Source organism: Rhizobium sp. BK619 (assembly GCF_014195245.1).
Taxonomy (GTDB): domain Bacteria; phylum Pseudomonadota; class Alphaproteobacteria; order Rhizobiales; family Rhizobiaceae; genus Rhizobium; species Rhizobium acidisoli.
In genome coordinates this window covers 80869-106323 of record NZ_JACIBH010000005.1, presented here as the reverse complement: position 1 = coordinate 106323, position 25455 = coordinate 80869, and the positions used below count along the sequence as shown (strand labels likewise).

At 61.8% G+C, this 25455-nt stretch carries 27 protein-coding genes and 2 riboswitches; of the genes, 13 read left to right on the top strand and 14 right to left on the bottom strand.

What is annotated here, in order from left to right; translation table 11 throughout:
• Positions 1–7 precede the first annotated feature (7 nt).
• The 4 genes from sufD (at position 8) to sufA (ending at position 3414) form a co-directional block, all read left to right on the top strand.
• Positions 8–1282, top strand: a complete 1275-nt coding sequence (sufD, locus tag FHX14_RS10845; RefSeq protein WP_184377102.1) for a Fe-S cluster assembly protein SufD — start codon at positions 8–10, stop codon at positions 1280–1282.
• Positions 1283–1294: 12 nt separating this feature from the next.
• The gene (locus FHX14_RS10840) at positions 1295–2536 is read left to right on the top strand and encodes a cysteine desulfurase (protein WP_184377101.1); all 1242 of its coding nucleotides are present in this window, start codon (positions 1295–1297) and stop codon (positions 2534–2536) included.
• A gap of 12 nt (positions 2537–2548) precedes the next feature.
• Positions 2549–2929, top strand: a complete 381-nt coding sequence (locus FHX14_RS10835) for an SUF system Fe-S cluster assembly protein (RefSeq protein WP_003586279.1) — start codon at positions 2549–2551, stop codon at positions 2927–2929.
• Between the two features lie 92 nt (positions 2930–3021).
• Entirely contained in the window at positions 3022–3414 is a 393-nt protein-coding gene (sufA, locus tag FHX14_RS10830) for a Fe-S cluster assembly scaffold SufA (RefSeq protein ID WP_003586280.1), read from the top strand.
• A 124-nt stretch (positions 3415–3538) separates the two neighbouring features.
• Here sufA and FHX14_RS10825 read toward each other — a convergent pair whose 3' ends face one another.
• The 6 genes from FHX14_RS10825 to gcvT all read right to left on the bottom strand — a co-directional run bounded on the left by FHX14_RS10825 (position 3539) and on the right by gcvT (position 10823).
• Positions 3539–4309: an NYN domain-containing protein gene (locus FHX14_RS10825; protein WP_184377100.1), complete on the bottom strand. Its 771-nt coding sequence runs from the start codon at positions 4307–4309 to the stop codon at positions 3539–3541.
• Positions 4310–4601: 292 nt separating this feature from the next.
• The gene (locus tag FHX14_RS10820; protein WP_184377099.1) at positions 4602–4907 is read right to left on the bottom strand and encodes a flagellar basal body rod C-terminal domain-containing protein; all 306 of its coding nucleotides are present in this window, start codon (positions 4905–4907) and stop codon (positions 4602–4604) included.
• A gap of 130 nt (positions 4908–5037) precedes the next feature.
• Positions 5038–6075, bottom strand: coding sequence for a GH25 family lysozyme (locus tag FHX14_RS10815; protein ID WP_184377098.1), 1038 nt, complete (start codon positions 6073–6075; stop codon positions 5038–5040).
• A 361-nt stretch (positions 6076–6436) separates the two neighbouring features.
• A complete protein-coding gene (gene gcvP, locus FHX14_RS10810) occupies positions 6437–9301 on the bottom strand; it encodes an aminomethyl-transferring glycine dehydrogenase (RefSeq protein ID WP_184377097.1) in 2865 nt (954 codons plus the stop codon).
• Complete coding sequence (gene gcvH, locus FHX14_RS10805; protein WP_179610503.1) at positions 9301–9663, bottom strand: glycine cleavage system protein GcvH; 363 nt, start codon at positions 9661–9663, stop codon at positions 9301–9303. Before gcvH ends, gcvP begins: the two co-directional genes overlap by 1 nt.
• Before the next feature lie 23 nt (positions 9664–9686).
• Positions 9687–10823 (bottom strand): glycine cleavage system aminomethyltransferase GcvT, encoded by a 1137-nt coding sequence (gene gcvT, locus FHX14_RS10800; protein ID WP_184377096.1) that lies wholly within the window; start codon positions 10821–10823, stop codon positions 9687–9689.
• Between the two features lie 76 nt (positions 10824–10899).
• A riboswitch (glycine riboswitch) is annotated at positions 10900–10980 on the bottom strand.
• A 3-nt stretch (positions 10981–10983) separates the two neighbouring features.
• A riboswitch (glycine riboswitch) is annotated at positions 10984–11073 on the bottom strand.
• A gap of 158 nt (positions 11074–11231) precedes the next feature.
• On the opposite strand from gcvT, the gene FHX14_RS10795 reads away from it, so the two are divergent.
• Both FHX14_RS10795 and FHX14_RS10790 read left to right on the top strand, forming a co-directional pair.
• Positions 11232–11612 carry a hypothetical protein gene (locus FHX14_RS10795; protein WP_184377095.1) on the top strand — a complete coding sequence of 127 codons (381 nt, stop codon included), beginning with the start codon at positions 11232–11234 and terminating at the stop codon, positions 11610–11612.
• A 72-nt stretch (positions 11613–11684) separates the two neighbouring features.
• Positions 11685–12749, top strand: a complete 1065-nt coding sequence (locus FHX14_RS10790) for a DUF1775 domain-containing protein (protein WP_184377094.1) — start codon at positions 11685–11687, stop codon at positions 12747–12749.
• A gap of 70 nt (positions 12750–12819) precedes the next feature.
• Here the strand turns inward: FHX14_RS10790 and FHX14_RS10785 are convergent, their stop codons facing one another.
• Positions 12820–13086: a hypothetical protein gene (locus FHX14_RS10785; protein ID WP_003586292.1), complete on the bottom strand. Its 267-nt coding sequence runs from the start codon at positions 13084–13086 to the stop codon at positions 12820–12822.
• Between the two features lie 121 nt (positions 13087–13207).
• Here FHX14_RS10785 and crcB point away from each other — a divergent pair, with 121 nt between their 5' ends.
• The 7 genes from crcB (at position 13208) to FHX14_RS10750 (ending at position 18829) form a co-directional block, all read left to right on the top strand.
• On the top strand, positions 13208–13585 hold the full coding sequence (gene crcB / locus FHX14_RS10780) for a fluoride efflux transporter CrcB (protein ID WP_003586293.1): 378 nt from the start codon (positions 13208–13210) through the stop codon (positions 13583–13585).
• 94 nt (positions 13586–13679) lie between these two features.
• On the top strand, positions 13680–14669 hold the full coding sequence (locus FHX14_RS10775; RefSeq protein WP_003586294.1) for an RluA family pseudouridine synthase: 990 nt from the start codon (positions 13680–13682) through the stop codon (positions 14667–14669).
• On the top strand, positions 14666–15319 hold the full coding sequence (locus FHX14_RS10770; protein ID WP_184377093.1) for an HAD-IA family hydrolase: 654 nt from the start codon (positions 14666–14668) through the stop codon (positions 15317–15319). The genes FHX14_RS10775 and FHX14_RS10770 overlap by 4 nt, the downstream gene beginning before the upstream one ends.
• Positions 15320–15328: 9 nt before the next feature.
• The gene (locus tag FHX14_RS10765) at positions 15329–16114 is read left to right on the top strand and encodes an ATP12 family chaperone protein (RefSeq protein ID WP_184377092.1); all 786 of its coding nucleotides are present in this window, start codon (positions 15329–15331) and stop codon (positions 16112–16114) included.
• Positions 16115–16180: 66 nt separating this feature from the next.
• Positions 16181–16639 carry a hypothetical protein gene (locus FHX14_RS10760; RefSeq protein WP_054183075.1) on the top strand — a complete coding sequence of 153 codons (459 nt, stop codon included), beginning with the start codon at positions 16181–16183 and terminating at the stop codon, positions 16637–16639.
• A 125-nt stretch (positions 16640–16764) separates the two neighbouring features.
• Positions 16765–18297: an acyl-CoA carboxylase subunit beta gene (locus tag FHX14_RS10755; protein ID WP_054183076.1), complete on the top strand. Its 1533-nt coding sequence runs from the start codon at positions 16765–16767 to the stop codon at positions 18295–18297.
• Positions 18298–18436: 139 nt separating this feature from the next.
• Positions 18437–18829, top strand: a complete 393-nt coding sequence (locus FHX14_RS10750; RefSeq protein WP_003586299.1) for a DoxX family protein — start codon at positions 18437–18439, stop codon at positions 18827–18829.
• Positions 18830–18878: 49 nt separating this feature from the next.
• On the opposite strand, the gene sugE is transcribed toward FHX14_RS10750, so the two are convergent.
• The 7 genes from sugE to FHX14_RS10715 all read right to left on the bottom strand — a co-directional run bounded on the left by sugE (position 18879) and on the right by FHX14_RS10715 (position 25385).
• Positions 18879–19193: a quaternary ammonium compound efflux SMR transporter SugE gene (gene sugE, locus FHX14_RS10745; RefSeq protein WP_184377091.1), complete on the bottom strand. Its 315-nt coding sequence runs from the start codon at positions 19191–19193 to the stop codon at positions 18879–18881.
• Between the two features lie 159 nt (positions 19194–19352).
• Positions 19353–19817: a YaiI/YqxD family protein gene (locus FHX14_RS10740; RefSeq protein WP_184377090.1), complete on the bottom strand. Its 465-nt coding sequence runs from the start codon at positions 19815–19817 to the stop codon at positions 19353–19355.
• Complete coding sequence (locus tag FHX14_RS10735; RefSeq protein WP_184377089.1) at positions 19814–20299, bottom strand: GNAT family N-acetyltransferase; 486 nt, start codon at positions 20297–20299, stop codon at positions 19814–19816. The genes FHX14_RS10740 and FHX14_RS10735 overlap by 4 nt, the downstream gene beginning before the upstream one ends.
• Positions 20299–21426: an S-(hydroxymethyl)glutathione dehydrogenase/class III alcohol dehydrogenase gene (locus tag FHX14_RS10730; RefSeq protein ID WP_012555864.1), complete on the bottom strand. Its 1128-nt coding sequence runs from the start codon at positions 21424–21426 to the stop codon at positions 20299–20301. The genes FHX14_RS10735 and FHX14_RS10730 overlap by 1 nt, the downstream gene beginning before the upstream one ends.
• Positions 21427–21521: 95 nt before the next feature.
• Complete coding sequence (locus FHX14_RS10725; protein WP_184377088.1) at positions 21522–23531, bottom strand: acetyl/propionyl/methylcrotonyl-CoA carboxylase subunit alpha; 2010 nt, start codon at positions 23529–23531, stop codon at positions 21522–21524.
• Between the two features lie 95 nt (positions 23532–23626).
• Positions 23627–24331, bottom strand: coding sequence for a hypothetical protein (locus FHX14_RS10720; protein WP_184377087.1), 705 nt, complete (start codon positions 24329–24331; stop codon positions 23627–23629).
• Positions 24332–24428: 97 nt separating this feature from the next.
• Positions 24429–25385: a DMT family transporter gene (locus FHX14_RS10715; RefSeq protein WP_184377086.1), complete on the bottom strand. Its 957-nt coding sequence runs from the start codon at positions 25383–25385 to the stop codon at positions 24429–24431.
• Between the last annotated feature and the right edge of the window lie 70 nt (positions 25386–25455).

The following is a 25455-nucleotide window of genomic DNA, read 5'->3' as shown; positions in this document are numbered from 1 at the left end:
GACGTCCATGAACATGCAGACGACGAGCCGCCTGACTGCGGCCGAAACGGCGCTGATCGAGGCTTTCAACCATCAGATCGGCGATCTGCCGGGCAATGGCGCGGTGACGGCGCTGCGCGACCGGCTTCTCGATGATCTGAAGAAGGCCGGCTTGCCGACGCGCCGCATCGAAGCCTGGCATTACACCGATCTGAAAAACCTGCTGCGCACCTTGCCGCCGCAGGTCGGTGACGCCGGCTCCGACGCGCTTGAGCCGCTCGTTGACGGCTCCACAGTGCTGGCGGTGATCCAGGGCCATGCCAACCAGAAGGCTGCCGCCGACGGTCTTGGCGTTTCGGCCTATAGCGAACATCTGCTCGACGGCTCTGCCGCGGACGGGCTCGATGCGCTCGGCAGCGACGATGCGGTCGGCCGCATCAATGGCAGCTTCGTGCGCGACGGTTATGTCGTCGACGTGCCTGCCGATACCGAGCTTGACGCTCCGCTCGAAATCCAGTTCGTCCATGCCGGCGGGCAGACACATACGCGTCTTCCTGTTGCCTTCGCCTCCGGCGTCAAAGCGACGGTCATCGAGCGTCATCTTGCGGTGACCGGCGATCCGGCGCTCGTTTCGCACGTCAGTGACATTACTGTCGGCGAAGGCGCGGAGCTGACCTGGATCATCCTGCAGCAGCACGGGGCCGAGGATACACATCTCGGCCAGATCCGCATCGATCTCGGCGCTGACGCCAAGCTTCGCCTGTTCGTCATCAATGCCGGCGGCAAGCTGGTGCGACAGGAGCTGCATATTAAGGTGACGGGCGAGGGCGCTGATCTGACGCTGCGCGGCATCAACCTGCTCGGCGCCGACAGCCATACCGACGTGACGATGGTGCTCGGCCACGACGTGCCGCACACCGGCTCGACCGAAGTGATCCGCAATGTCGTCTTCGACCGCGCCAAGGGTGTTTTCCAGGGCATGATCCGGGTGGCGCCCGATGCGCAGAAGACCGATGCCAAAATGGCCTGCAACACGCTTCTGATGTCCGACGATGCCGAATTCTCGGTCAAGCCCGAACTCGAAATCTTCGCCGACGACGTGCAATGCGGCCATGGGGCGACGGTGACCGATATCGACGCCAATCATCTCTATTACATGATGGCGCGCGGCATTCCGGAGAACAAGGCGCGGGCGATGCTCGTCAACGCTTTCGTCGCCGAGATCGTCGAGGAACTGGAAGACGAGGCTCTGGTCGAAGCGCTGGAAGGCGTGATTTCGGCCTGGCTCGAAAAGCACGCCTGATCGGATATAGCAATGGACAAGATCGTGCCGGCCACGCCATACAATGTCGAAGCCATCCGCCGGGATTTTCCGATCCTGGCGGAGAAGGTGCACGGCAAGCCGCTGGTCTATCTCGACAACGGCGCCTCGGCACAGAAGCCGCAGGTGGTGATCGACGCCATCTCGCACGCCTACGCGCATGAATATGCCAATGTGCATCGCGGCCTGCACTATCTCTCCAATGCCGCGACGGATGCCTATGAGGCGGCGCGCGAGAAGGTGCGCCGTTTCCTCAACGCTCCTTCGGTCAACGACATCGTCTTCACCAAGAATTCAACGGAAGCGATCAACACCGTCGCCTATGGCTGGGGCATGCCCGAGATCGGCGAGGGCGACGAGATCGTCCTGACGATCATGGAGCACCATTCCAACATCGTGCCCTGGCACTTCATCCGCGAGCGGCAGGGTGCCAAACTCGTCTGGGTGCCGGTCGACGACGAGGGCGCCTTCCATATCGAGGATTTCGAGAAGAGCCTGACGGAGCGCACCAAGCTCGTCGCCATCACCCATATGTCGAATGCGCTCGGCACGATCGTTCCCGTCAAGGAAGTCTGCCGGATTGCGCATGAGCGCGGCATCCCGGTGCTGATCGATGGCAGCCAGGGTGCCGTGCATCTGCCCGTCGACGTCCAGGATATCGATTGCGACTGGTATGTGATGACCGGCCACAAGCTCTACGGCCCGTCGGGCATCGGCGTGCTCTACGGCAAGAAGGAGCGGCTTTCCCAAATGCGCCCCTTCCAGGGCGGCGGCGAGATGATTTTCGAAGTTGCCGAGGACGCGGTCACCTACAATGATCCGCCGCACCGCTTCGAGGCCGGCACGCCGCCGATCGTCCAGGCGATCGGGCTCGGCTACGCGCTCGATTATATGGAGAAGGTCGGCCGCGAGGCGATCGCCCGCCATGAGGCCGATCTTGCTTCTTACGCTGTGGAACGGCTGAAGTCGGTCAATTCGCTGCGCGTCTTCGGAACGGCGCCCGACAAGGGCAGCATCTTTTCCTTCGAGCTTGCCGGCATCCATGCCCATGACGTCTCGATGGTGATCGACCGTCAGGGCGTTGCGGTACGAGCCGGCACGCATTGCGCCATGCCGCTCTTGAAACGCTTCGGCGTCACCTCCACATGCCGTGCATCCTTCGGCATGTACAATACCCGCGCCGAGGTCGATGCCCTGGCCGATGCGCTTGAATATGCGCGCAAGTTCTTTGCTTGAGGAGTGTCCGTGATGAGCCTGGACGAAAGCGAACAGAAGATCGACGTGCGCGAAGGCATCGTGCATTCCAGCATTCCGGCCGATGAGCTGGCGCGGCTCAGCGACGACGTCATCAGCGCGCTGAAGACCGTCTACGATCCGGAAATTCCGGCCGACATCTTCGAACTCGGTCTGATCTATAAGATCGACATCGAGGACGACCGGATGGTGAAGATCATGATGACCTTGACCGCGCCCGGTTGCCCGGTTGCCGGCGAGATGCCGGGCTGGGTTGAAAATGCCGTCGGCGCCGTCGAGGGCGTGTCGGGCGTCGAGGTCGAAATGACCTTCGATCCACCGTGGACGCCGGACCGTATGTCCGAGGAGGCGCAGGTCGCGATCGGCTGGTATTAATGCGCCGGTATTGATCCGTTTACCTCGGGCGACTACATTTTGAATCATGAAGCACCGGATCTTGACCCCGGTTGTGGAAGGAGAATGGGCCGATGGGCTTTGCAGTGATGAGCATGACGGACGGGGCCGCGGCCCGCGTCAAGGCGATCGTCGAGAATTCCGGCCCGGAGGCCAAGGGTGTTCGCGTCGGAATCAAGAAGGGCGGCTGCGCCGGGATGGAATATACCATCGACCTGGTGACAGAGCCCAATGCCAAGGACGATCTGATCGAGCGCGACGGCGCCAGGGTCTGGGTCGAACCGTCAGCCGTGCTCTATCTGCTCGGCACCGAGATGGGCTTCGAGCAAACAACACTGCGCTCCGGCTTCACCTTCACCAATCCGAACCAGACATCGGCCTGCGGCTGCGGCGAATCCGTCGAGCTGAAGCCCGCCGATCTCGCGGCCCTTGCTGCACAGCGGCAGAGCGAGCCGGCGCATTCTTAAGCCGTTGGGCCGGTCGGATTCGGCATTATGGAGCAAGTGCCATCATTGGCTTTCTTTCGCTCTCCACTTTCGCAATGCGCTGTCCGACTAGGCCCGTAACCGTCTCTCATTTCGTATTACCGGCTTAAGCTTTCTTGAGGCGAACTAGTATTGTTTTCGGGTTGTCCGGTGCTCGCTCAACATCGACGATACCGGATGACTTCACGAGATCGCTTAACCTGGGGAAGCCGTAATTGCGTGCATCAAAGTCGGGCGCTTGCTTCGCCAGATGCCCTCCCACTTGAGCCAGATTGGCTCTACCGTCTTCATCAGCGGTTGCGATAATCGCTTTGGTCAACATGTCTCTTGCTGCTTGGTTCAAGGTCGCCTTTTTAGGCGTCGCCTTCGCTGCAGCAGGCTTGGCCTGGACTCGGTTTTGGGCAGGAGCTGCTGCCTCTTCGACCTCCGCAGCCTGAGTGTTGAGCACGTCGAAATAGACGAACTTGTCGCAGGCGGTGATGAACGGGCGAGGAGTCTTCCGCTCACCGAACCCATAGACGGTAACACCTTGTTCGCGGATTCTCGCTGCCAGCCTCGCAAAATCACTGTCACTTGAGACTACACAGAACCCCGAGAAACGACCCGTATACAACAAGTCCATGGCGTCGATGATCATTGCGCCATCTGTCGCGTTCTTTCCGGTCGTGTAGGCGAATTGTTGAATTGGCTGGATGGAATGTTCGAGCAGGCATTCCTTCCAGCCCTTTAGGTTGGGACCGGTCCAGTCACCATAGATGCGTTTGACGCTAGCGGTTCCGTAGTTGGCAATCTCGGCCATGAGACCGACGACGATTTTTGGCGAAGCGTTGTCGCCATCGATGAGCAGCGCCAAGGTTCCGGAATATTCTGTTGCCATCTATCTCTCCCACGATGCCCGCAAGGCTATATGTTGTGCAGTCTATTGCAACTGTGTGCGAATAGGGCGTTGATAAAGGATGGCGAGGACGGAAGGGACACAAGGCCCCGCCGCGAAGCATGTCAACCAATGGTGTTCTTGATAGCTCTGGCCTACGATCATCGGCCTCGTTGCGCGCCTGAACCTAGCTTGCAGTGACTTCAATGCTCGTCTGGCTCTTGTGGCACTTGCTCCATAGTGCCGGAAATTTCCGCCCGAGCAGCTAGCGACGGCGTGGCTTAGGGAAGCGCGCTCAATCGCGCTTGATGCTCATCAGCATTTCCCACATGTCGGCGCCGGTCTCGAAGACTACGGCGTTCGCCTTGTAGCTCTGTTCGGCTTCGAGCAGGTCGGTAAGTTCTGTGGCCGGGTCGACGTCCGACGCCGTCGGGCTGACGGTCGCCTGGACTCCGCCTGATGTAATCGAGGTGAGGCTGGTATTCAGCCTGGCGTAACCTGATGTGCTGCTGTTTGCGACGTTGTTGGCGATCGCGCCGATCCGCGTCGTCTGCGCCCGCATCCCCGAAAGGGCGGTGTTCGTGATGCCGGATATGCTCATCAGCCGTTTCCCCAGAACTGGATAATCGTCTTTTACCTGCAAGGATTTAGAGAATGCTGAAGGCATTGCCTTAGCAAAGACCTACAGGAGTGCGTCCTGCCTGTTCCGGATTGGCACGGAACCAGCTTCGCTATCGCGACGCCACCCAGTCGTGCCAATCGCTTTCATTGCCGTTGAAGACGTTGAGATCGATCTTGCCTTCGACACCTTCGGAAAGGCCGGAGCCGGAATATTGCCAGAAGAGCCATTTGCGGCCCGGATAGACCTTGGAGGGGTGGGCGGCGACCGAGCGCAGCCAGAAGGGATAGTCGAGCATCTGGCCCTTCAAATTGTCGCGGTAGAAATCCGGCGCGGTGTAGATGATCGGGCGCTGACCGTAGTAGCGCTCCAGCTTGTCCATGAAGACCTGCATCTTTTCTCGGACGCGGGCGGGGGAAATGCGCCGCTTGCAGCTCGATTCGCCATTCCATTCGACGTCGATGACGGGCGGAAGCGCGTTTGCTTCCCTCGGTACGTTGCGGATGAACCAGTCTGCCTGTTCGCCGGCCGTCCGGCACCAGTAGAAGAAGTGATAGGCGCCGTGTTTCAGGCCGGCTTCCTTGGCCCGGCGCCAGTTCTTCTTGAACATCGGATCGAGGTGATCGCCGCCGTCCGTCGCTTTGATGTAGACGAAGTTCGCGCCTTGCTTCCTCAAAGTCTCCCAGTCGATTTCGCCCTGCCAGCGCGATACGTCGACGCCGTGCACGGCGAGCTTTCTCGGCGAAGTGGAACCAAAATTGATCGGCTTGGCGTCGCGGAAGCGGTGGCCGTAAATCTGTCCGCGAGACGGCGATTTCCTGCTGGCATCGGGATCGGCGTCCGGGTTGGCGGGCATCAGCATCGCCACCGGTCTTTCCGTCGGCATCGGCATGCCGACCGGCCTGTCGGCGGGCACGAGCGCCTCAGGTTCGGGAACCGGCCCGGTCCAACTCAACGCTTCCTGCGGCGCGCTTGTCTGTGCCGTGTCGCCAACGGCGGCGACCGGAATCGGGCCGTTCGGTTTGGTGATCGCATTGGTCGTCTCCGGCGACGGCACGTTGCCCAGCACATCTTCGGCGCCGGAACTGGCGGCGCATCCCGACAGGATCAGGGCGGCAAGGAGGATTGCTGACAAAGCCGATGGACGCATGAGAACCTGCACGCAAAACAAAAAGGTCGACGGCAACATCCCCGCTAAGGAAAAACCGCCCATTTTCAATTGCTAACAGAGACTTGCTAAGAAAGGTTAAATTTGAACTCACTGCCTCGATACGGGCAGAGCCGAGTTCGGCGCCGGCCATGCATTGAGATCGTGTGCGGCAACGCTTCCAATCGGCGAGGTCGCCCATTATCCGGCTGCCGCCACCTTCTCCCCGTTCCGACGGGGAGAAGGGGATATGCCGCGATCTCTCCGTCCCTCACTACGTCTCGCAAGGCACGTCCCCTCTCCCCGCAAAACGGGGAGAGGGTTAGGGTGAGGGGCAGATACTGGTTACGAACCGGACGGCGGGTTACTCCGCAGCCTCGGCATAGCTTTCCACCGGCGGGCAGGTGCAGATCAGGTTGCGGTCGCCGTAGACATTGTCGACGCGATTGACCGGCGACCAGTATTTGTCGACGCGGAAGGCGCCGGGCGGGAAGCAGGCCTGTTCGCGGCTATAGGGACGGTCCCATTCGCCGACGAGGTCTTCCACCGTGTGCGGGGCGTTCTTCAGCGGATTGTTCACCTTGTCCATGCGGCCGTCTTCGATGGCGCGGGCTTCCTCGCGGATCGCCAGCATCGCCTCGCAGAAGCGGTCGAGTTCGGCCTTGGTCTCGCTTTCCGTCGGCTCGATCATCAGCGTGCCTGCCACCGGCCAGCTCATGGTGGGAGCATGGAAGCCGCAGTCGATCAGGCGCTTGGCGACGTCGTCGACGGTCACGCCGGCGCTGTCGACCAGCGGACGGGTGTCGATGATGCATTCATGCGCGACGCGGCCGCTCTTCGACTTATAGAGCACGTCATAGGCGCCCTTCAGGCGGGTGGCGATGTAGTTGGCGTTGAGGATCGCCACCTTGGTTGCCTGCGTCAGGCCTTCGCCGCCCATCATCAGGCAGTAGCTCCAGGAGATCGGCAGGATCGAGGCCGAGCCGAAAGCTGCGGCCGAAACCGCGCCGGGACGGCCGTCGGTTTCGGGATGGCCGGGCAGGTGAGGCGCCAGATGCGCCTTGACGCCGATCGGGCCCATGCCGGGGCCGCCGCCGCCATGCGGGATGCAGAAGGTCTTGTGCAGGTTGAGGTGGGACACGTCAGAGCCGATGTCACCGGGCCGAGACAGGCCGACCATGGCGTTCATGTTGGCGCCGTCGAGATAGACCTGGCCGCCATTGGCGTGCACCAGATCGCAGATTTCCTTGACGGTCTCTTCGAAGACGCCGTGTGTCGAGGGGTAGGTGATCATGCAGCAGGAGAGGTTTGCCGCATGCTCCTCGGCCTTGGCGCGGAAATCGTCGAGGTCGATGTCGCCGTTTTCGCGCACCTTGACGACCACCACCTTCATGCCGACCATCTGGGCCGAGGCCGGGTTGGTGCCATGCGCCGAGGTCGGGATCAGGCAGACGTCGCGATGACCCTCGCCGTTGGCGATATGAAAGTTGCGGATCGTCAGCAGGCCGGCATATTCGCCTTGAGCACCGGAATTCGGCTGCATGGAGAAGGAGTCGTAGCCGGTGACGGAGCAGAGCTTTTCGATCAGGTCGTCGATCATCTCGCGGTAGCCGAGCGCCTGGTCTGATGGCACGAAGGGATGGATGTCGGAAAATTCCGGCCAGGTGATCGGCAGCATTTCCGCCGTCGCATTGAGCTTCATCGTGCAGGAGCCGAGCGGGATCATCGAGCGGTCGAGCGCCAGATCCCGGTCGGAGAGCCGGCGGATGTAACGCGTCATCTCGCTTTCGGCACGGTTCATGTGGAAGATCGGATGCGTGAGGTAATCACTGGTCCTGAGCAGGCCCTTCGGCAGCCGGTAGGAAGGCTCGAAATCGGCAATCTTGAAATTGCCGCCGAAGGCGCGCCAGACGGCTTCAAGCGTTGCCGGCCGTGTGCGCTCGTCAAGGCTCATGCCGATCTGGGTGTCGCCGACCTTGCGCAGATTGACGCCTTCGGCGACGGCGGCGCGCAGGATGAGCCCCTGCATGTGGCCGACATCGACGGTGATCGTGTCGAAGAAACTTTCCGGCTCTATCCTGTAGCCGAGCTTCTCCAGGCCCTTGGCCATCAGCACGGCCTTCTGGTGGACCTGCTGGGCGATCGCCTTGATGCCCTTGGGGCCATGGAAGACCGCATACATCGAGGCCATGACGGCGAGCAGCACTTGGGCGGTGCAGATGTTCGACGTCGCCTTCTCGCGGCGAATATGCTGTTCGCGGGTCTGCAGCGACAGGCGATAGGCGCGGTTGCCGCGGGCATCGACGGAAACGCCGACGAGACGGCCGGGCATGGAGCGCTTGATGGCATCCTTGACCGCCATATAGGCCGCGTGCGGGCCACCGTAGCCAACCGGCACGCCGAAACGCTGCGAGGAGCCGACGGCGATATCGGCACCCATTTCGCCGGGCGATTTCAACAGCGTCAGCGCCAGAATGTCGGCGGCGACGATCGATATGGCGCCGGCTTGGTGCAGGCGGGCGATCAGGCCGGTGAAATCATGCACATGGCCATGCGTACCGGGATACTGGAAGATCGCGCCGAAGACATCGACGGGATCGAGATCGGTGAAGGGATTGCCGACGATGACGCTCCAGCCGAGCGGCTCGGCGCGGGTGCGGATCAAGGCGATGGTCTGCGGATGGCAGTCGGCATCGACAAAGAAGGCTTTTGCCTTCGACTTGGCGACGCGCTCGGCGATCGCCATGCCTTCAGCGGCGGCGGTCGCCTCGTCGAGCAGCGAGGCATTGGCGACGTCGAGGCCGGTAAGATCGCAAACCATGGTCTGGTAATTCAAAAGTGCTTCCAGGCGGCCCTGGCTGATCTCCGGCTGGTAGGGCGTATAGGCCGTGTACCAGGCGGGATTCTCCAGGATGTTGCGCTGGATGACCGGCGGGGTGATCGTGCCGTAGTAACCCTGGCCGATCAGCGAGACCAGCACCTTGTTCTTGTTGGCGGTCTCGCGCAGCTTGTCGAGCGCCTCGCGCTCGGTCATCGGCGCGCCCCACACGAGCGGCGCCTTCTGCCGGATGGCGGGCGGCAGCGTCGCGTCGATCAGCCCGTCGAGGCTGTTATAGCCGATCACCTTCAGCATGTCGGTCATCTCGGCCGGCGAAGGGCCGATGTGACGGCGATTGGCAAAATCGTAGGGCTGATAGTCGGTGAACTGGAATTCGGTCGGCGTCGTCATTACGCGGTGAGCTCCTTATAGGCGGCCTCGTCAAGCAGGCCGTCGGCATCCGCGGGATTGGCAAGCTTCAGCTTGAAGAACCAGCCGGCGCCTTGAGGATCGGAATTGACCAGCGACGGATCGGCAACGATTGCCGGATTGACCTCGGTGATCTCGCCGTCGAGCGGACAATAGACGTCGGAAGCGGCCTTGACGGATTCGACGGTCGCGGCATTGCCGTTCTTGGAGAAAGTCGCACCGACTTCCGGCAGTTCGACGAAAACCAGGTCGCCGAGCTGCTCGACGGCATAGGTGGTGATGCCGACCGTTGCAACGCCGCCTTCGATCTGCAGCCATTCATGTTCTTCGGTGAATTTCAGCATTGTTCGTCCTCTCTGGAAAAGATTTAGCGTTTGTAGGTCGGTGTAACGAAGGGCAGGGCGCTGACTGTGATCGGCAGATATTTGCCGCGCACTTCGGCGTAGACGAGGGTGCCGGCCGCTGCATGGGAACCAGGCACGTAGCCCATGGCGACGGGGCCTTCGACGCTGGGGCCGAAGCCGCCGGAGGTGACTTCGCCGATTTCGGCCTTGCCCTCGGCATCGGCATAGAGCTTGGCATGGCCGCGCACCGGCGCCTTTCCCTCAGGCTTCAGGCCGACGCGGCGGCGGGCGGCGCCATTTTCGAGTTCGGAGAGGATGCGGCCGGAACCCGGGAAGCCGCCGGCGCGTGCGCCACCCGAGCGCCGCGCCTTCTGCATGGCCCATTCGAGCGCCGCTTCGACCGGCGAGGTGGTGGTGTCGATATCGTTGCCGTAGAGGCAGAGACCGGCTTCGAGGCGCAGCGAATCGCGGGCGCCGAGGCCGATCGCCTGGACGTCGGGATGTTCGAGCAGCCGCATGGTGACATCCTCGGCCTTATCAGCCGGGACCGAGATTTCGAAGCCGTCCTCGCCGCTATAGCCGGAGCGTGAAACCAGACAGGAAACGTCGTGCAGCCGGCAGTGGCGCACGTCCATGAATTTCATCGCCGCCACGTCGGCCCAGAGTTCGGCGAGAACTTCGACCGCACGCGGGCCCTGTAGCGCGATCAGGGCGCGGTTCAGCAGCGTGATGTCGCAGCGGTCGCCGATATGGGTCTGCAGATGAGCGAGATCGGCCTCCTTGCAGGAAGCGTTGACGACGACGAAAAGGTGATCATCGAGATGGCTGATCATCAGATCGTCGAGGATGCAGCCGCTGTCGTCGGTGAAGAAGCCATAGCGCTGACGGCCTTCGGCGAGGCCCAGGATATCGACCGGCACGAGGCTTTCGAGCGCCAGCGCCGCATCCTCGTAGCTGCCCGACTTCGCCTTCACGATGACCTGGCCCATATGGGAGACATCGAAGAGGCCGGCCTCGGTGCGGGTATGAAGGTGTTCCTTCATCACGCCTGCCGGATATTGCACCGGCATATCGTAACCCGCGAACGGCACCATGCGGGCGCCGAGCTGGAGATGCAGGGCATGCAACGGGGTTTTCTTCAGGGCAGCAGTATCGTCCAAAAGACGCCTCCGGGGTTTGCGCCTTCACAGGAAGGCGCGGGCTCAAATCTGAAGGCGCGGCTGCGCACTTCTCTCCTGAGCCCCCTCTGTCCCTTTGCCTGAGATTGTTATCCCTTCGGCGAGCGTTTCGAGAACGCTTCTCTCCAGAGTTCCGTCTGCCCCTTGCTGGTCCTTTGGCCTGAGAGTTTCCGGGGCGGTTGCTCCTTCGGCACCGGTGATGACAAGCACCGGATTCTCCCAACAAGGTTGGCGCAATTATCCGGCGGCTGTGGCTCTTGGCAAGCGCCAAATGTCGTCACCGGGCAAATTTTTGTCGTCTTATTCCAATCAGGCCTTAAACTGCGGCAAATCTGCTTTTGCATTTCGGATGTAAACCGGCTATCGCGACTTGCTGTTGAAGGGGATCTCATGCGGCGGACGGGATTGAAAGCGACGCTCTTCCTGCGCATGCTTTGCGCCTTGAGCCTAGTTTTGCTCGGCCTTGCGCATCAGGCGCCGCAGGCTGCCGCCTCTGAAGGTTACGATGCGAGCGCCTATGTGCTGCCCGACGGCACCGTCGCTTCGCTCTGTGTCACGGTGAAGGACGCCGACGGCAAAACCGTCGCCTTCAAGCCGAATTGCGAAGCCTGCCGGCTGTCGGCCTCCGTCATTCTGCCGACGCCCGATGCGGGCTCCTGGCTCGATCGCAAGCTCGACTCGCTCGTCAATTCGCCGATCGAAACCTCAGCTGTTCCCGGCGCCAGGGCCGTCAGCCGGCCGAACTCCCGCGCGCCACCCGTCCTCGCCTGATCTGCCTTCGCACCTATGATGCAGCATGCCGGTCCGCCCGAGAGAAGTTCGCGGCCGGCGAGGAGATATCCGATGAAGATCAGCAAGACATTTGGCAAGACATTCGCGCTCGCCGCCCTTCTTTCCGCGACCGCCTTCGCCGGCGCAGAGGCGCATGTGACCTTCCTTAACAAGGAGGCGACGCAGAACAGCACCATTCTTGCCACGCTGCAGCTGCCGCATGGCTGCGACGGCAAGGCGACCACGGAAGTGCGGGTCAAGCTGCCGGAAGGATTCGTCTTCGCCAAGCCGCAGCCGAAGGCCGGCTGGGAGCTCGAGGTGATCAAGGGCGACTACCAGAAGAGCTATGACAATCACGGCGACAAGGTGAAGTCAGGCGCGGTCGAGATCCGCTGGAAGAACGGCAATCTCTCCGACGATTTCTACGACACGTTCGTCATCCAGGGGGAGGTCTCGGGCGTCGAGGCCGGCACTTCGCTCGCCTTTCCGGTGACGCAGATGTGCGGCGACGCGGTCGAGGCCTGGGATCAGGTGGCGAAGGAGGGCGGCGATGCGCATGGGATGAAAAGCCCGGCGCCGCTGTTGAAGGTCGTTGCCGGCGAAGACCAGGGTCACGATCATGACGACATGGCCGGCATGGATATGACCAGTAAAACTGGCATGGATATGACCGGCAAAGCCGGCATGGATATGACCGGTAAAACCGGCATGGATATGAGCGGTATGGGCGCTGCGGCGCCGGCCGGCGAAACGGTCAAGGCCGGCGATCTCGAAGTCTCCGGCGGCTTCGCCAAGGCGATGCTGCCCGGCCAGCCGGTCGGCGGCGGATTCTTCACGGTGAAGAACAACGGCCAGACGGACGATCGGCTGCTGTCGGTGACCTCGCCTGCAGCGGGCGAAGTTCAGCTCCATGAGATGGTGACGAAAGACAACGTCATGCGGATGCGTCAGCTGAAGGACGGCATCGCCATTGCCGCCGGCCAGACGCTCAAGCTCGAGCCCGGCAATCTGCATCTGATGTTCCAGAAGGTGAAGACGCCGTTCAAGCAGGGCGATACCGTGCCGGTGACGCTGACCTTCGAGAAAGCCGGCAAGGTCGAGCTGGTGCTGCAGGTGCTGTCGGCGCAGGGCAAATAAGCGCGACCGATCCAAACGGTAAAGCCCGCGGCTGTGCGCAATCGCGGGCTTTCATGAGGGAGGCGAGGCCTCAGACCTCTTCGTAGGATTGCAGGGCCTGCTTGAGGCCGGCCTGCGGCTGACGGTTGCCTTTGGCCATCAGGTCGAGCGCCACTTCGGTCGACTGGATGATGCTGGAGGGCTCCTCGGCCTGGTCCGGGCTATCGGCCTTCAATTGCCGGTCGGCAAGACGCTTTGCGTCGCGCGCCGCGGTGCTCGTCGCCACACGCTGGGGAATCCTCAGCGATTCGAAGGCAACGGCAGCGGTGTTGGCCGATATGGACAGGAGCTGTGTCATGCCGTTACGGTATCGGCATGATCTTGGCGCCATCATAAGAAAATCATTGGCATTTTACCGGATGGTAAGAATTCATTCCATCCCGATTGGAATCCCCGCGCAGTTGCGATAAATCCGGCGGATGATCCAGGCTCTTCTCGTCGCCGTCGGCGGCGCTATCGGTTCCCTTCTCAGATATTATGTCGGCCAGTGGACGCTGAGGCTCATGGGCCCGGCCTTTCCCTGGGGCACGCTTGCCGTCAATGTCGTCGGCTGCTTCGTCATCGGCGTCTTTGCCGAGCTGATCGCGCGCAGGTTCAATGCTTCGGTGGAGCTGCGCCTGTTGCTGATCACCGGCTTCCTCGGGGGGTTCACCACCTTCTCGGCCTTCTCGCTGGACGCGATCTCGCTGTTCGAGCGCGGTGAGGCGGTGGCGGGCGGTATCTATATCGTTGCGAGCGTCGGGCTTTCGATGGCAGCAGTCATGTCAGGTCTTGCCGTGATGCGCGCTTTGGCCTGATTTCTTTTCCGGTTTCCGTTTTGCGTGAAAATGCTCTAAAGGCTGCGGCAAGAACGCCGGCATGGCCCGTGCTGCAATTTCCGAAAGATTTTTTATGGCTGGCATAGAACATATCAAGGTTGAAGCCGACGAAGCGGGCATGCGGCTCGATCGCTGGTTCAAGGTGCATTTTCCCGGGCTCGGCTTCGGGCCGCTGCAGAAGCTTTTGCGCTCCGGCCAGGTGCGCGTCGACGGCGGCCGTGTCAAATCGGATGCGCGCGTACAGCCCGGCCAGACGGTGCGGGTGCCGCCACTCGATGTCGATGCGAAGAAGTCCGGGCCGATCGCCGGCAAGGATCTCAAGCATTCGTCCGATTTCGAACTGCTGTCGCGCATGGTGCTGCATGAGGACGATAAGGTGATCGTGCTCAACAAACCGCCCGGCATTGCCGTGCAGGGCGGCTCCGGCGTGGCCCGGCATATCGACCAGATGCTCGAAGCCTGGACCAGCCCGAAGGGCGAAAAGCCTAGGCTCGTTCACCGCCTCGACCGCGATACGTCAGGTGTTCTCGTCATCGCCCGCACCCGGGGCGCCGCACAGAAGCTGACCGCCGCCTTCCGCGAGCGCGACACCAAGAAGACCTATTGGGCGCTGGTTAAAGGCGTGCCGCGCAAACACGAGGACAAGATCTCGACCTGGCTCGTCAAGGAACCGACAGCCGATGGCGATCGCATGCGCATCGCCAAACACGGCGAGGACGGCGCCGATCATGCGATTTCCTTCTACCGCGTCATCGAAACGGCGGCCCAGAACCTCGCCTGGCTGGAAATGGAACCTTATACCGGCCGGACCCACCAGCTGCGCGTCCATGCCCTGCATATCGGCCATCCGATCATCGGCGATCCGAAATATTTCGACGACGATCCGAACTGGGATTTTCCGGGCGGCGTCCAGAAGAAGCTGCATCTGCACGCGCGCCACATCGACATCCCGCACCCATCCGGCGGCCGCCTGCGCGTCAGCGCACCACTCCCGCCGCATATGGTGCAGACCTGGAACCTTCTCGGTCTCGACCTTGCCGGCGCCGAAAGGGACAGCGAATGAAACTCGCGCTTTTCGATTGTGACGGAACGCTGGTCGACAGCGCCGGCCTGATCCACGAAACCATGCGCCGCACCTTCGAAAAGTTCGGCAAGCCGGAACCGCGATTTGAGGATACCAAGGCGATTATCGGCCTGTCGCTCGATATCGCCATCGCCCGCATGCAGGGCAGGCCGCATGTCGAGCAGCAGGATATCGAGATGACGGCGCATTACAAATCGCTGTTCTCGGTGGTGCGCCAGGATCTCGACTACAGGGAGCCGCTGTTTCCCGGCATTCGCGAGATGATCGACGCGATCTGCGGGCGCAAGGATCTGCTGATCGGTGCGGTGACCGGCAAATCCAGGCGCGGGCTGAATCTCGTAATGGAAACGCACGGTTTCGACCGACATTTCACGGTTGCGCGCACCGCCGACGACTGCCCTTCCAAGCCGCATCCGGCCATGGTGACGGAATGCTGCGACGAAACCGGCATGAATGCGCGCGATGCCATTGTCATCGGCGATGCGATTTACGATATGCAGATGGCAAAGGCTGCCGGCGCCGATGCGATCGGCGTTGCCTGGGGTTATGCCAGCGTGGATGAGCTGATCGCCAACGGCGCCGATGCGATCGCCTATCATCCGAACGAGATATTGCGCCATTTTTCCTGAGGTGAGCCCATGCGCGACCTGCTGAACGACCTTTCCGAAGGTCTGAGCCATCCCGACCCGATCCGCCGGGCGCAGATCCAGATGAAGAAGCCGCTGCCGAAGCGTTTCTACGCCGAGGTCGCTGTTGCCGAGCATGAGGGTGGTTTTGCCATCACGCTCGACGGCAAGATGGTGCGCACGCCGGCACGGCAGGTTCTCGCGGTTCCCACAGAGACGCTGGCGCGTCTTGTCGCTACCGAATGGCAGGCGCAAGGTGAAGAGATCGATCCCGTGAAGATGCCGGTGACGCGGCTTGTCAACACCGCGCTCGACGGTGTCGACGCCAACCGGCAGGCGATCTTTGAAGATATCCTGCGCTTTTCCTCGAGCGACCTCATCTGCTACCGCGCCGATGGACCGGAACTGCTGGTCGAGCGTCAGACCGAGCGCTGGGATCCCGTCGTCGACTGGGCGGCAAACAATCTCGGCGCCCGCTTCATCCTCGTCGAAGGGGTGATGCCGCGTGAGCAGCCGCGCGAGGCGACCGCCGCCTTCGCCGTCACGCTCGCCAGATACGACAATCCGATGGCGCTTGCAGCCCTCCACACAATCACGACGCTGACCGGTTCGGCGATCCTGGCGCTCGCCTTGGCCGAGGGTCACTTGAAGATGGAGGAGGCCTGGTCGCTTGCCCATCTCGATGAGGACTGGACGATCGAGCACTGGGGCAGCGACGAGGAAGCCGAGGAGCGCCGCGCCAAGCGCTTTGCCGAGTTCAAGGCGGCGACGGACGTTTTTTTCGCCGTAAGCGACTGAAACATATTGCCTCCCCAGGCATTATGACGAAATCTGCGACTCCAACGGAGGGGTGCAGGATTTGTCATGAATTGGCTGAGGTCATGTTTTTGCCGGGCCGCACTCGTCTGTGTCGCGCTCACGGCCTGCGTCAGCCTCTCGGGCCCCAAGCCGGCGGCGCCGGTCTATGATGTTCGCAGCGCCGTCGTCCTCTCCGGCCCGAACATGCCGGCCGATCTGCTTTCCGGCATCAACGACCGTGTCAATGCCGCCATCAACGCCACGGTACGCGATACCGTGCTGCCGCGGGTGGTGCTGACAATCCGCGTCGTCTCCGTCGAGAAGGGCCTCGGCTTCCAGAAGGACCGCAACATCGCCAAGGTCAGCATCGACGCTGCCTCCGTCGAGGACGGCTCGGTGATCGCCGTCAGCGCCTTCGACGTCACCAGCATCGCCGCCGATCCCAAGCTTGCTGACGAAATCCTGGCCGAGGACGTCGCGGCAAGGATACGCTCGGTTTTCTCACTCAGCGGGCGAAGCCACTAAAGCATGTCGCCAAAATTGTGCAGCGGTTTTGCGGCAACGGCATGCGAGAAAATAAAGACCTGAAGCGCCGGGAGCGAATCTGAAAGATCGCGACGCGCTTCAGCACAAGCGGCGAGGGAGATCGCATGAAGGAAATTCTCGAAGAACTGGAACGGCGCCGCGGCGTCGCCCGCCTCGGCGGTGGCAAGGCGCGCATCGACGCCCAGCACAAGCGCGGCAAGCTGACAGCGCGCGAGCGCATCGACCTCTTCCTCGACGAAGGCTCCTTCGAGGAGTTCGACATGTTCGTCGAACACCGCTCCACCGATTTCGGCATGGACAAGAGCCGTGTTGCCGGCGACGGCGTCGTCACCGGCTGGGGCACGGTCAACGGCCGCACCGTGTTCGTCTTCGCCAAGGATTTCACCGTCTTCGGCGGCTCGCTTTCGGAAGCGCATGCCGAGAAGATCATGAAGGTGCAGGACATGGCGCTGAAGAACCGCGCGCCGATCGTCGGCATCTACGATGCAGGCGGCGCCCGCATCCAGGAAGGCGTGGCGGCGCTTGGCGGTTATGCCGAAGTGTTCCAGCGCAATGTGCTCGCCTCCGGCGTCATCCCGCAGATCTCGGTGATCATGGGTCCCTGCGCCGGCGGCGACGTCTATTCGCCTGCGATGACCGATTTCATCTTCATGGTGCGCGATACGTCGTACATGTTCGTGACCGGGCCGGATGTGGTGAAAACCGTTACCAACGAGACGGTGACGGCGGAAGAACTCGGCGGCGCCGTGGTCCATACGACGCGCTCTTCGATTGCCGACGGCGCCTATGAGAATGATGTGGAAACGCTGCTGCAGGTGCGCCGGCTGATCGATTTCCTGCCGCTGTCGAATACCGCGCCGCTGCCCGAGATCGAATGTTACCAGTCGGTGACAGAGGTCGACATGTCGCTCGATACGCTGGTGCCGGCCAGCGCCAACAAGCCTTACGATATCAAGGAACTGATCCGGAAGGTGGCGGACGAGGGGGATTTCTTCGAGATCCAGGCGAGCTTTGCCGGCAATATCGTCTGCGGCTTCGGACGTGTCGAAGGCTCCACCGTCGGCTTCGTCGCCAACCAGCCGATGGTACTGGCCGGCGTGCTGGACAGCGACGCCTCGCGCAAGGCGGCGCGCTTCGTGCGCTTCTGCGACTGCTTCAACATTCCGATCGTCACCTTCGTCGACGTGCCGGGCTTCCTGCCGGGCACGGCGCAGGAATATGGCGGTCTCATCAAACACGGCGCCAAGCTGCTTTTTGCCTATGCCGAAGCGACGGTGCCGAAGCTCACCGTCATCACCCGCAAGGCCTTCGGCGGCGCCTATGACGTGATGGCGTCGAAGCATCTGCGCGGTGATCTCAACTATGCCTGGCCGACGGCGCAGATCGCCGTGATGGGCGCCAAGGGCGCAGTCGAGATCATCTTCCGCAAGGATATCGCCGATCCCGAGAAGATCGCCGCACATACGAAAATGTACGAGGACCGCTTCCTCTCGCCCTTTGTCGCCGCCGAGCGCGGTTATGTCGATGAGGTGATCATGCCGCATTCGACCCGCCGGCGGCTGGCGCGCGGGCTGAAGATGCTGCGCAACAAGGACCTCGCCAATCCCTGGAAGAAGCACGACAACATTCCGCTGTGACATCCGAAAATTAATAAAGCTGCCGGCTCAGGTGTTTGCCTGCTGTCGAAAAAGTGAACGGCCGTCAGCGATCCGTGTGTTCAATCCCCGTCGGCGACGGGCTAACGCTCGGCTGCATTGTTTTAAATGGAGAGGTTTTATGTCAACTTTCGAGCGTCTTTCCGCCTATCGCCCCTATGGGCTGGCCGCTCTCAGAATCATCACCGCGCTGCTGTTCATCGAACACGGCACGATGAAGCTTTTCGGCTTCCCGGCTTCGCAGATGTCCGGCTCGCTGCCGCCGCTGATGCTATTCGCGGCTCTTCTTGAGCTTGTCGGCGGTATCCTCATTCTCATCGGCCTGCTGACGCGCCCCGTCGCCTTCCTGCTTGCCGGCGAAATGGCGGTCGCCTATTTCATGGCGCATGCCCCGAACAGCTTCTTCCCGGCCGTCAACCAGGGCGACGCCGCGATCCTGTTCTGCTTCGTCTTCCTCTACCTGTTCTTCTCCGGTCCCGGCGCATTTTCCGTCGATAACCGCAAGGCAGCCTGAGCCGACACAGACTGCGGGGCATTTGCGATGCCCCGCAGCATTTTCTTCGTCAGGCCGTGAGTTTGAGGCCGGCGATGCCGCCGACGATCAGCATGATGCAGGCAAGGCGGGAGACACTTGCCTGATCGCCAAGCAGCCAGATGCCGAGGAGCACGGTGCCGACTGTGCCGATACCGGTCCACACCGCATAGGCGGTGCCGATCGGCAGGTGCTTCACCGCCAGGCCGAGCAGGACGACGCTGATCACCATGGATATGACAGTCAACGCGGTCGGCAGCGGCCGCGTGAAACCATCGGTGTATTTAAGGCCGATCGCCCAGCCACATTCGAAAAGACCGGCGAGAAAAAGCAGAAACCAGGCCATACGACTCTCCTTGTTCAAGAGCGAGGCCGTCCCCGCGACGGTTGCATCGGTAAGATGCCGCAGTCGTCTGCGATGACGTCTATATGCGTGAGGAGACGGCCGACTTCAAGGTAGGAATCGATACGGCTGCCATGCCACCCGTTTCTTGCCTGGGCGGGATTACGTCCCACCTGAGTCCGCGGAAAGGCTTTTGGCGCGGCGGCAGAGACGGTCGAAGGTCTCGAGGAAGCGCGAGCGGTCTTTCGGGCTGAAGGCGGCGTTGTAACCCTTACTCTCGCCGGTTTCGCGCAAATGCGCGCCGAGATCGCGCATGGCGCTCGCCATGCCGATATTGGTCTCGTCGAAGACGCGGCCCGTGGGGCCGCTGACGAAGGCGCCGGTGGCGACACAGCGCACGGCGAGCGGCACGTCGGCGGTGACGACGACATCGCCCGGACCGGCGTGCTCGGCGATCCAGTTGTCAGCGGCATCGAAGGCGTTGGAGACAATGACATTGTGGATCATCGGATCGCGGGAAGGGCGCAGGCCCGAATTGGCGACGAAGGTGACTTCGAGGCCGAGGCGTTCGGCGACCTTTAGAATTTCCGGCTTCACCGGGCAGGCATCGGCATCGACATAGATCATGACGGTATCCCTGCCGTCCGGATGGCCAGCTGGCGGACCATGTCGATATGGGGAATGCCGTCTTCCAGATATTCCTCGGACGCCACGCTGAAACCGAAGGCCTCATAAAAGCGGCGCAAATGCGCCTGCGCCGACAAGGCGATGGGGTTTGCCGGATAAAGCCGTTCGCAAGCGGAGATCGCTTCGCTCATCAATGCATCGCCCAAGCGTTTGCCGCGGTGGGCAGGCGAGACGACGACGCGGCCGATCTTCGACGGATCATGCGGCGCGTGCGGTTTCAGGATCCGCGCCGAAGCCAGGAGTTCGCCGCTCTCCAGCAGCCGTAGATGCAGAGCATCGATATCCCTGCCGTCGAGTTCCGGATAGGGACAATTCTGCTCGACGACGAAAACATCGACGCGCATTTTCAAGAGATCGTAGAGCTCCCGCGCGAGGAGCTCATCGACGCTCTTGAGGTCGGCCGTGAAGGTCTTGGAAGGCATCAATAGACCACCACGCCGCGGATGCTTTCGCCCTTGTGCATCATGTCGAAGCCCTTGTTGATGTCTTGGAGTGGCATGGTGTGGGTGATCATCGGGTCGATCTGGATCTTGCCCTGCATGTACCAGTCGACGATCTTCGGCACGTCGGTACGCCCCCGCGCGCCGCCGAAGGCGGTGCCCATCCAGTTGCGGCCGGTGACCAGCTGGAACGGACGCGTCGAGATCTCCTGGCCGGCGCCGGCAACGCCGATGATGATCGACTTGCCCCAGCCGCGGTGGGAGGCTTCAAGCGCTTGGCGCATCACCTTGGTGTTGCCGGTGCAGTCGAAGGTGTAGTCGGCGCCGCCGATCAGGTCGCCATTGCGCTTGGTCATATTGACGAGATGGGGCACGATGTCGTCGCCGACCTCCTTCGGATTGACGAAATGCGTCATACCGAATTTCTCGCCCCAGGCCTTGCGGTCATTGTTGATGTCGACGCCGATGATCATGTCGGCGCCGGCAAGCCTCAGCCCCTGTAGCACGTTGAGGCCGATGCCGCCGAGGCCGAAGACGATCGCCGTCGAACCGATCTCGACCTTGGCGGTGTTGATCACCGCGCCGATGCCGGTGGTCACCCCGCAGCCGATGTAGCAGATCTTGTCGAAGGGGGCGTCGGGATTGACCTTGGCAAGGGCGATCTCCGGCAGCACGGTGAAATTGGCGAAGGTCGAGCAGCCCATGTAATGATGGATCTTGTCCTTGCCGATCGAAAAGCGCGAGGTGCCATCCGGCATCACACCCTGGCCCTGGGTCGAGCGGATGGCGGTGCAGAGATTGGTCTTGCGGGAAAGGCAGGAATAACATTCGCGGCATTCGGGCGTATAAAGCGGAATCACATGATCGCCCTTCTTGACCGAGGTGACGCCCGGACCGACATCGACGACGATGCCCGCACCCTCATGGCCGAGGATGGCCGGAAACAGGCCTTCCGGATCGGCGCCCGAGAGGGTGAAATCGTCGGTATGGCAGATGCCCGTCGCCTTGACCTCGACCAGCACTTCGCCGGCCCGCGGGCCTTCCAGCTGCACGGTCATCACTTCGAGCGGTTTTCCGGCCTGAACGGCTACGGCGGCGCGAACGTCCATCTTCCCAATCTCCCTTTTAGCTTTATTTGACGCAGACCTTGGCATGGCCGGGAAGGCCGGCTCAAGAGAAACAGCTGGCCGGCGCCGCTTTTGGTTCAGGCGAATTCCATGATCACGGCATCGACGGCCAGGCTTTCGCCGGCCGCGGCATTGATCTTCGAGACGATGAGATCGCGGTCGGCGCGCAGCACGTTTTCCATCTTCATCGCCTCGACGATCGCAAGCGTTTCCCCCGCCTTGACCTCCTGGCCCTCGGCGACCGCGATGGAAACGACGAGACCGGGCATCGGGCAGAGCAGCAGCTTTGAGGTATCGGGCGGCAGCTTTACCGGCATCAATCTGTCGAGCTCGGCATGACGCGGCGACAAGACCTTGGCCGTCACCGAAAGCCCCTGCCAGTCGATGCGCAACCCGTTGAGGACGGGGCGGATCTGCGCGGTGATATTCCGTCCGCCGACCGTGCCGCTCCAGACGGGATCGCCAGGTCTCCAATCGGTGACAACACTGCTGTTCTTGCCCTCTATCGCCATCTCCATATCGAAGGGAATGGTGACGAGGCCGTCGAGCAATCTGACAGCAACATGACTGTCGCCTGTCTTGACCACCCAGTGCTCGCGCAGCGCGCCCGATGCGGCGCGCAGGCGATCGGCGAAACGCTCGCGCCGGTTCGTTTCGATCAGCGAGGCGGACAGCGCAATGGCGGCAAGCGTGGCCTCTTCCGTGCGGTCCGGCTTCATCGGCGCGAAGCCATCGGGATATTCCTCGGCGATGAAGCCGGTGGATAGCCGGCCATCGCGCCAGCGCGGATGTTTCATCAGCGCCGACAGGAACGGGACATTGTGCTCGATGCCGTCGACGACGAAGCCGTCGAGCGCCCGGCCCATGGCCTCGATAGCCTCCAGCCGTGTCGGCGCCCAGGTGCAGAGCTTGGCGATCATCGGGTCATAATACATCGAGATCTCCGCGCCTTCGAAAACGCCGGTATCGTTGCGGACCACGATATTGCCGGTCCGGCCTTCGGCCGGCGGGCGATAACGCGTCAGGCGGCCGATCGAGGGCAGGAAGTTGCGATAAGGGTCTTCAGCATAGAGCCGGCTTTCGATCGCCCAGCCGTCGAGCCTGACGTCGTCCTGAGCGAGGGCAAGCGGCTCGCCCGCGGCGACGCGGATCATCTGCTCGACGAGATCAATGCCGGTGACGAGCTCAGTGACGGGATGTTCGACCTGCAGGCGGGTGTTCATTTCGAGGAAATAGAAATTGCGGTCGCGGTCGACGATGAATTCGACGGTGCCGGCGCTCTGGTAGTCGACGGCTTTGGCCAGCGCCACCGATTGTTCGCCCATCGCCTCGCGGGTTTTTTTGTCGAGGAAGGGCGAGGGCGCCTCTTCCGCCACCTTCTGGTTCCGCCGCTGGATCGAGCATTCGCGCTCGCCGAGATAGACGACGTTGCCATGTGCATCGGCCAGCACCTGGATTTCGATGTGGCGCGGCTCGACGATAAACTTCTCGATGAAGACGCGGTCATCGCCGAAGGAACTCTTCGCCTCCGAGCGGGCGCGCTCGAAGCCGTCGCGCACCTCGGCCTCATTCCAGGCGATGCGCATGCCCTTGCCGCCGCCGCCGGCCGATGCCTTGATCATGACGGGATAACCGATGCCGCCTGATATCACTTCCGCACGGGCGGCATCCTCGATGACGCCGAGATGGCCGGGCACGGTGGATACGCCGGCGGCATTGGCGAATTTCTTCGATTCGATCTTGTCGCCCATCGCCATGATGGCCTTCGGCTTCGGGCCGATGAAGACGATGCCCTGCTTTTCCAGTTCCGCGCAGAAGGAGGCGCGCTCGGACAGGAAGCCGTAGCCCGGATGCACCGCCTCGGCGCCGGTCGCCTTGCAGGCGGCAATGATCTTTTCGGCAACCAGGTAACTGTCGGAGGCCGCGGCCGGGCCGATATGCACGGCCTCATCGGCCATCTCGACATGCAGCGCGTCCCGGTCCGCGTCCGAATAGACCGCGACGGTCAAAATGCCCATGCGGCGCGCAGTCTTGATCACGCGGCAGGCGATTTCGCCGCGATTCGCGATCAGGATTTTCTTGAACATCGAGACTCCACCCAGAAATGCGTTCCGGAGTTTTACGCACAAAACACCGGAACGCACAATCAGGCTTGAAGAGCATCAGGCAGGCTTGAGGAGCTTCAGGCGACAGCCGCTTCCGAGACCGGTTCTTCGTCGACGATGCGCAGCCAGCGGCTGCGCCGCGGCTCGGCATAGTCGCGCAGCTCGGCGGCGGCCATAATCCCGGCCCAACGCGGATGATTGGCGCCGGGCAGCGTCGCCTGATCGATCTGCTGGAGCACGCCGTATTCGACCGACGAGACGGGAATGACGCCGCCTTCGGCGACGCTTCTGAAAATGCGCATGGTGAAATCGACGTCCTGGCGGGTAATGCCCCGGCGGTCGACGGCGCGCGACAGCTTGTAGCCACCGATATTGTCGGTGATCGCCAGGCGGAGCTGATCGAGCGCAAGCGCTCTCAATTCACCGGGGACATCGGCCGAAATCTCCATGACATGGAGAATGAGCTCGAGTTCCAGCGCCGAGTTGACGACACCATCGGTCGTGAACATGCGCATGATCCAGGCAACGTTGATCTCATCAAGCGAGCCCTGCGGATAAGTGTAATGGACGATGAAGCCGGCGAGCTGCTCGACGAAGAACGCGTTCCACGCGGCACATTTCTCGGGGCAGGAATTGTTGAGCGCCAACATCGCCACGACATCGTCGGATGTCCGGATGCCTTCCGGGAAAGCATGTTTGCGCAACAGCACTATATCTTCGGCCGTCAGCCGATGCTTGCCGGCTACCACACAGGCCGGGAAAGCGAGACGAAATTCGCTCATGTTTTAGCTCCAGGCTTCATCATGAAGCCGGAAACTGTTTTACCGTCTGCGAATTGACGATCCCTCAAGAAGCGGAGTTAATTCGATATTCCCGGGATCAGGAGGATTTTAGCGATCGCGCCTGCAGCCGCTCGCGCCAGATGATGAAGAGGCCGGATGCGACGATGATGAAGATGCCGATCCATTTGGAAAAATTCGGGAAATCATTGAACAGCGCATAACCGAGAACGGTCGCCGAGATGATCTCGAAATATTGGAACGGCGCAAGCAACGACAGCGGTGCGAGCCGGAAAGCCCGGACGATCAGCAGATGCGCATAGCCGGAGATCGAGCCGAGGGCGAGAAGCAGGACAAGACCGAGGCCGGAGGCGGGCAGAGAGACGGAAAAATCGGCGTTGCCGGAGCCGCTGCCGACGAAAAGGGCGGCGGCCATGAAGAGCGTTCCACCGATGCCGGACATCGTCTGCATGGTCAGCGGCGAATCGGCCTCGCCGATGGCGCGGTTGAGGAACAGATAGAGCGAGAACAGAAAGGCGCAGGCGACCGGCAGCAGCGCCTTCAGGCCGAATATTTCGTAGCTCGGCTGAATGACGATCATCGCGCCGCCGAAACCGACGACGATCGCCATCCAGCGTCGCCAGCCGACCTTCTCACCGAGGAACAGCGCCGACATGGCCGTCAGCATGAACGGCTCGACGAAATAGATGGCGAAGACGTCGGCAAGCGGCATGTATTTGACGGCGACGAAGAACAGCAGGCTCGCAGCGCCATGCAGCACGCCGCGCAGCAGGTTCATCCATGGCCGCTTGGCCGAAAGGGCCTTCTGCCCGAAAACGGCGACGAGAATCGGCAGTGTGCAGGCGATCTGGAAGAAGAATCGGTAGAAAGTCACCTGGCCCGGCGACATCGCCTCGAAGGTCGCCATATATTTGGCGATGGCGTCCATGGTCGGCAGGATCAGCATGGCGCCGGACATGATGGCCATGCCCTGCAGGGAGTTTTGATGGGCTGGATGCTCTGACATGGCGGCCGATTCATGAGGGGATGACGCCATCAACCATGCGAACGCCGGCCGATCAAGCCGAGCAAGCGCAAATAGCGTCGAGGTGAAATCGAAATCGTCG

Bases quoted from the DNA above. Each gene is read 5' to 3' on its own strand.
- sufD (WP_184377102.1), top strand. From the start codon at position 8: ATGAACATGCAGACGACGAGCCGCCTGACTGCGGCCGAAACGGCGCTG.
- gcvH (WP_179610503.1), bottom strand. From the start codon at position 9,663: ATGCTGAAATTCACCGAAGAACATGAATGGCTGCAGATCGAAGGCGGC.
- FHX14_RS10730 (WP_012555864.1), bottom strand. From the start codon at position 21,426: ATGGACGTTCGCGCCGCCGTAGCCGTTCAGGCCGGAAAACCGCTCGAA.
- sufA (WP_003586280.1), top strand. From the start codon at position 3,022: ATGGGCTTTGCAGTGATGAGCATGACGGACGGGGCCGCGGCCCGCGTC.
- FHX14_RS10795 (WP_184377095.1), top strand. From the start codon at position 11,232: ATGCGGCGGACGGGATTGAAAGCGACGCTCTTCCTGCGCATGCTTTGC.
- FHX14_RS10765 (WP_184377092.1), top strand. From the start codon at position 15,329: ATGCGCGACCTGCTGAACGACCTTTCCGAAGGTCTGAGCCATCCCGAC.
- FHX14_RS10715 (WP_184377086.1), bottom strand. From the start codon at position 25,385: ATGGCGTCATCCCCTCATGAATCGGCCGCCATGTCAGAGCATCCAGCC.
- sugE (WP_184377091.1), bottom strand. From the start codon at position 19,193: ATGGCCTGGTTTCTGCTTTTTCTCGCCGGTCTTTTCGAATGTGGCTGG.
- gcvP (WP_184377097.1), bottom strand. From the start codon at position 9,301: ATGACGACGCCGACCGAATTCCAGTTCACCGACTATCAGCCCTACGAT.
- FHX14_RS10770 (WP_184377093.1), top strand. From the start codon at position 14,666: ATGAAACTCGCGCTTTTCGATTGTGACGGAACGCTGGTCGACAGCGCC.
- FHX14_RS10790 (WP_184377094.1), top strand. From the start codon at position 11,685: ATGAAGATCAGCAAGACATTTGGCAAGACATTCGCGCTCGCCGCCCTT.
- FHX14_RS10815 (WP_184377098.1), bottom strand. From the start codon at position 6,075: ATGCGTCCATCGGCTTTGTCAGCAATCCTCCTTGCCGCCCTGATCCTG.
- FHX14_RS10775 (WP_003586294.1), top strand. From the start codon at position 13,680: ATGGCTGGCATAGAACATATCAAGGTTGAAGCCGACGAAGCGGGCATG.
- FHX14_RS10760 (WP_054183075.1), top strand. From the start codon at position 16,181: ATGAATTGGCTGAGGTCATGTTTTTGCCGGGCCGCACTCGTCTGTGTC.
- FHX14_RS10750 (WP_003586299.1), top strand. From the start codon at position 18,437: ATGTCAACTTTCGAGCGTCTTTCCGCCTATCGCCCCTATGGGCTGGCC.
- FHX14_RS10725 (WP_184377088.1), bottom strand. From the start codon at position 23,531: ATGTTCAAGAAAATCCTGATCGCGAATCGCGGCGAAATCGCCTGCCGC.
- FHX14_RS10755 (WP_054183076.1), top strand. From the start codon at position 16,765: ATGAAGGAAATTCTCGAAGAACTGGAACGGCGCCGCGGCGTCGCCCGC.
- FHX14_RS10820 (WP_184377099.1), bottom strand. From the start codon at position 4,907: ATGAGCATATCCGGCATCACGAACACCGCCCTTTCGGGGATGCGGGCG.
- FHX14_RS10785 (WP_003586292.1), bottom strand. From the start codon at position 13,086: ATGACACAGCTCCTGTCCATATCGGCCAACACCGCTGCCGTTGCCTTC.
- FHX14_RS10840 (WP_184377101.1), top strand. From the start codon at position 1,295: ATGGACAAGATCGTGCCGGCCACGCCATACAATGTCGAAGCCATCCGC.
- FHX14_RS10735 (WP_184377089.1), bottom strand. From the start codon at position 20,299: ATGCCTTCCAAGACCTTCACGGCCGACCTCAAGAGCGTCGATGAGCTC.
- FHX14_RS10835 (WP_003586279.1), top strand. From the start codon at position 2,549: ATGAGCCTGGACGAAAGCGAACAGAAGATCGACGTGCGCGAAGGCATC.
- FHX14_RS10720 (WP_184377087.1), bottom strand. From the start codon at position 24,331: ATGAGCGAATTTCGTCTCGCTTTCCCGGCCTGTGTGGTAGCCGGCAAG.
- FHX14_RS10740 (WP_184377090.1), bottom strand. From the start codon at position 19,817: ATGATCTATGTCGATGCCGATGCCTGCCCGGTGAAGCCGGAAATTCTA.
- crcB (WP_003586293.1), top strand. From the start codon at position 13,208: ATGATCCAGGCTCTTCTCGTCGCCGTCGGCGGCGCTATCGGTTCCCTT.
- FHX14_RS10825 (WP_184377100.1), bottom strand. From the start codon at position 4,309: ATGGCAACAGAATATTCCGGAACCTTGGCGCTGCTCATCGATGGCGAC.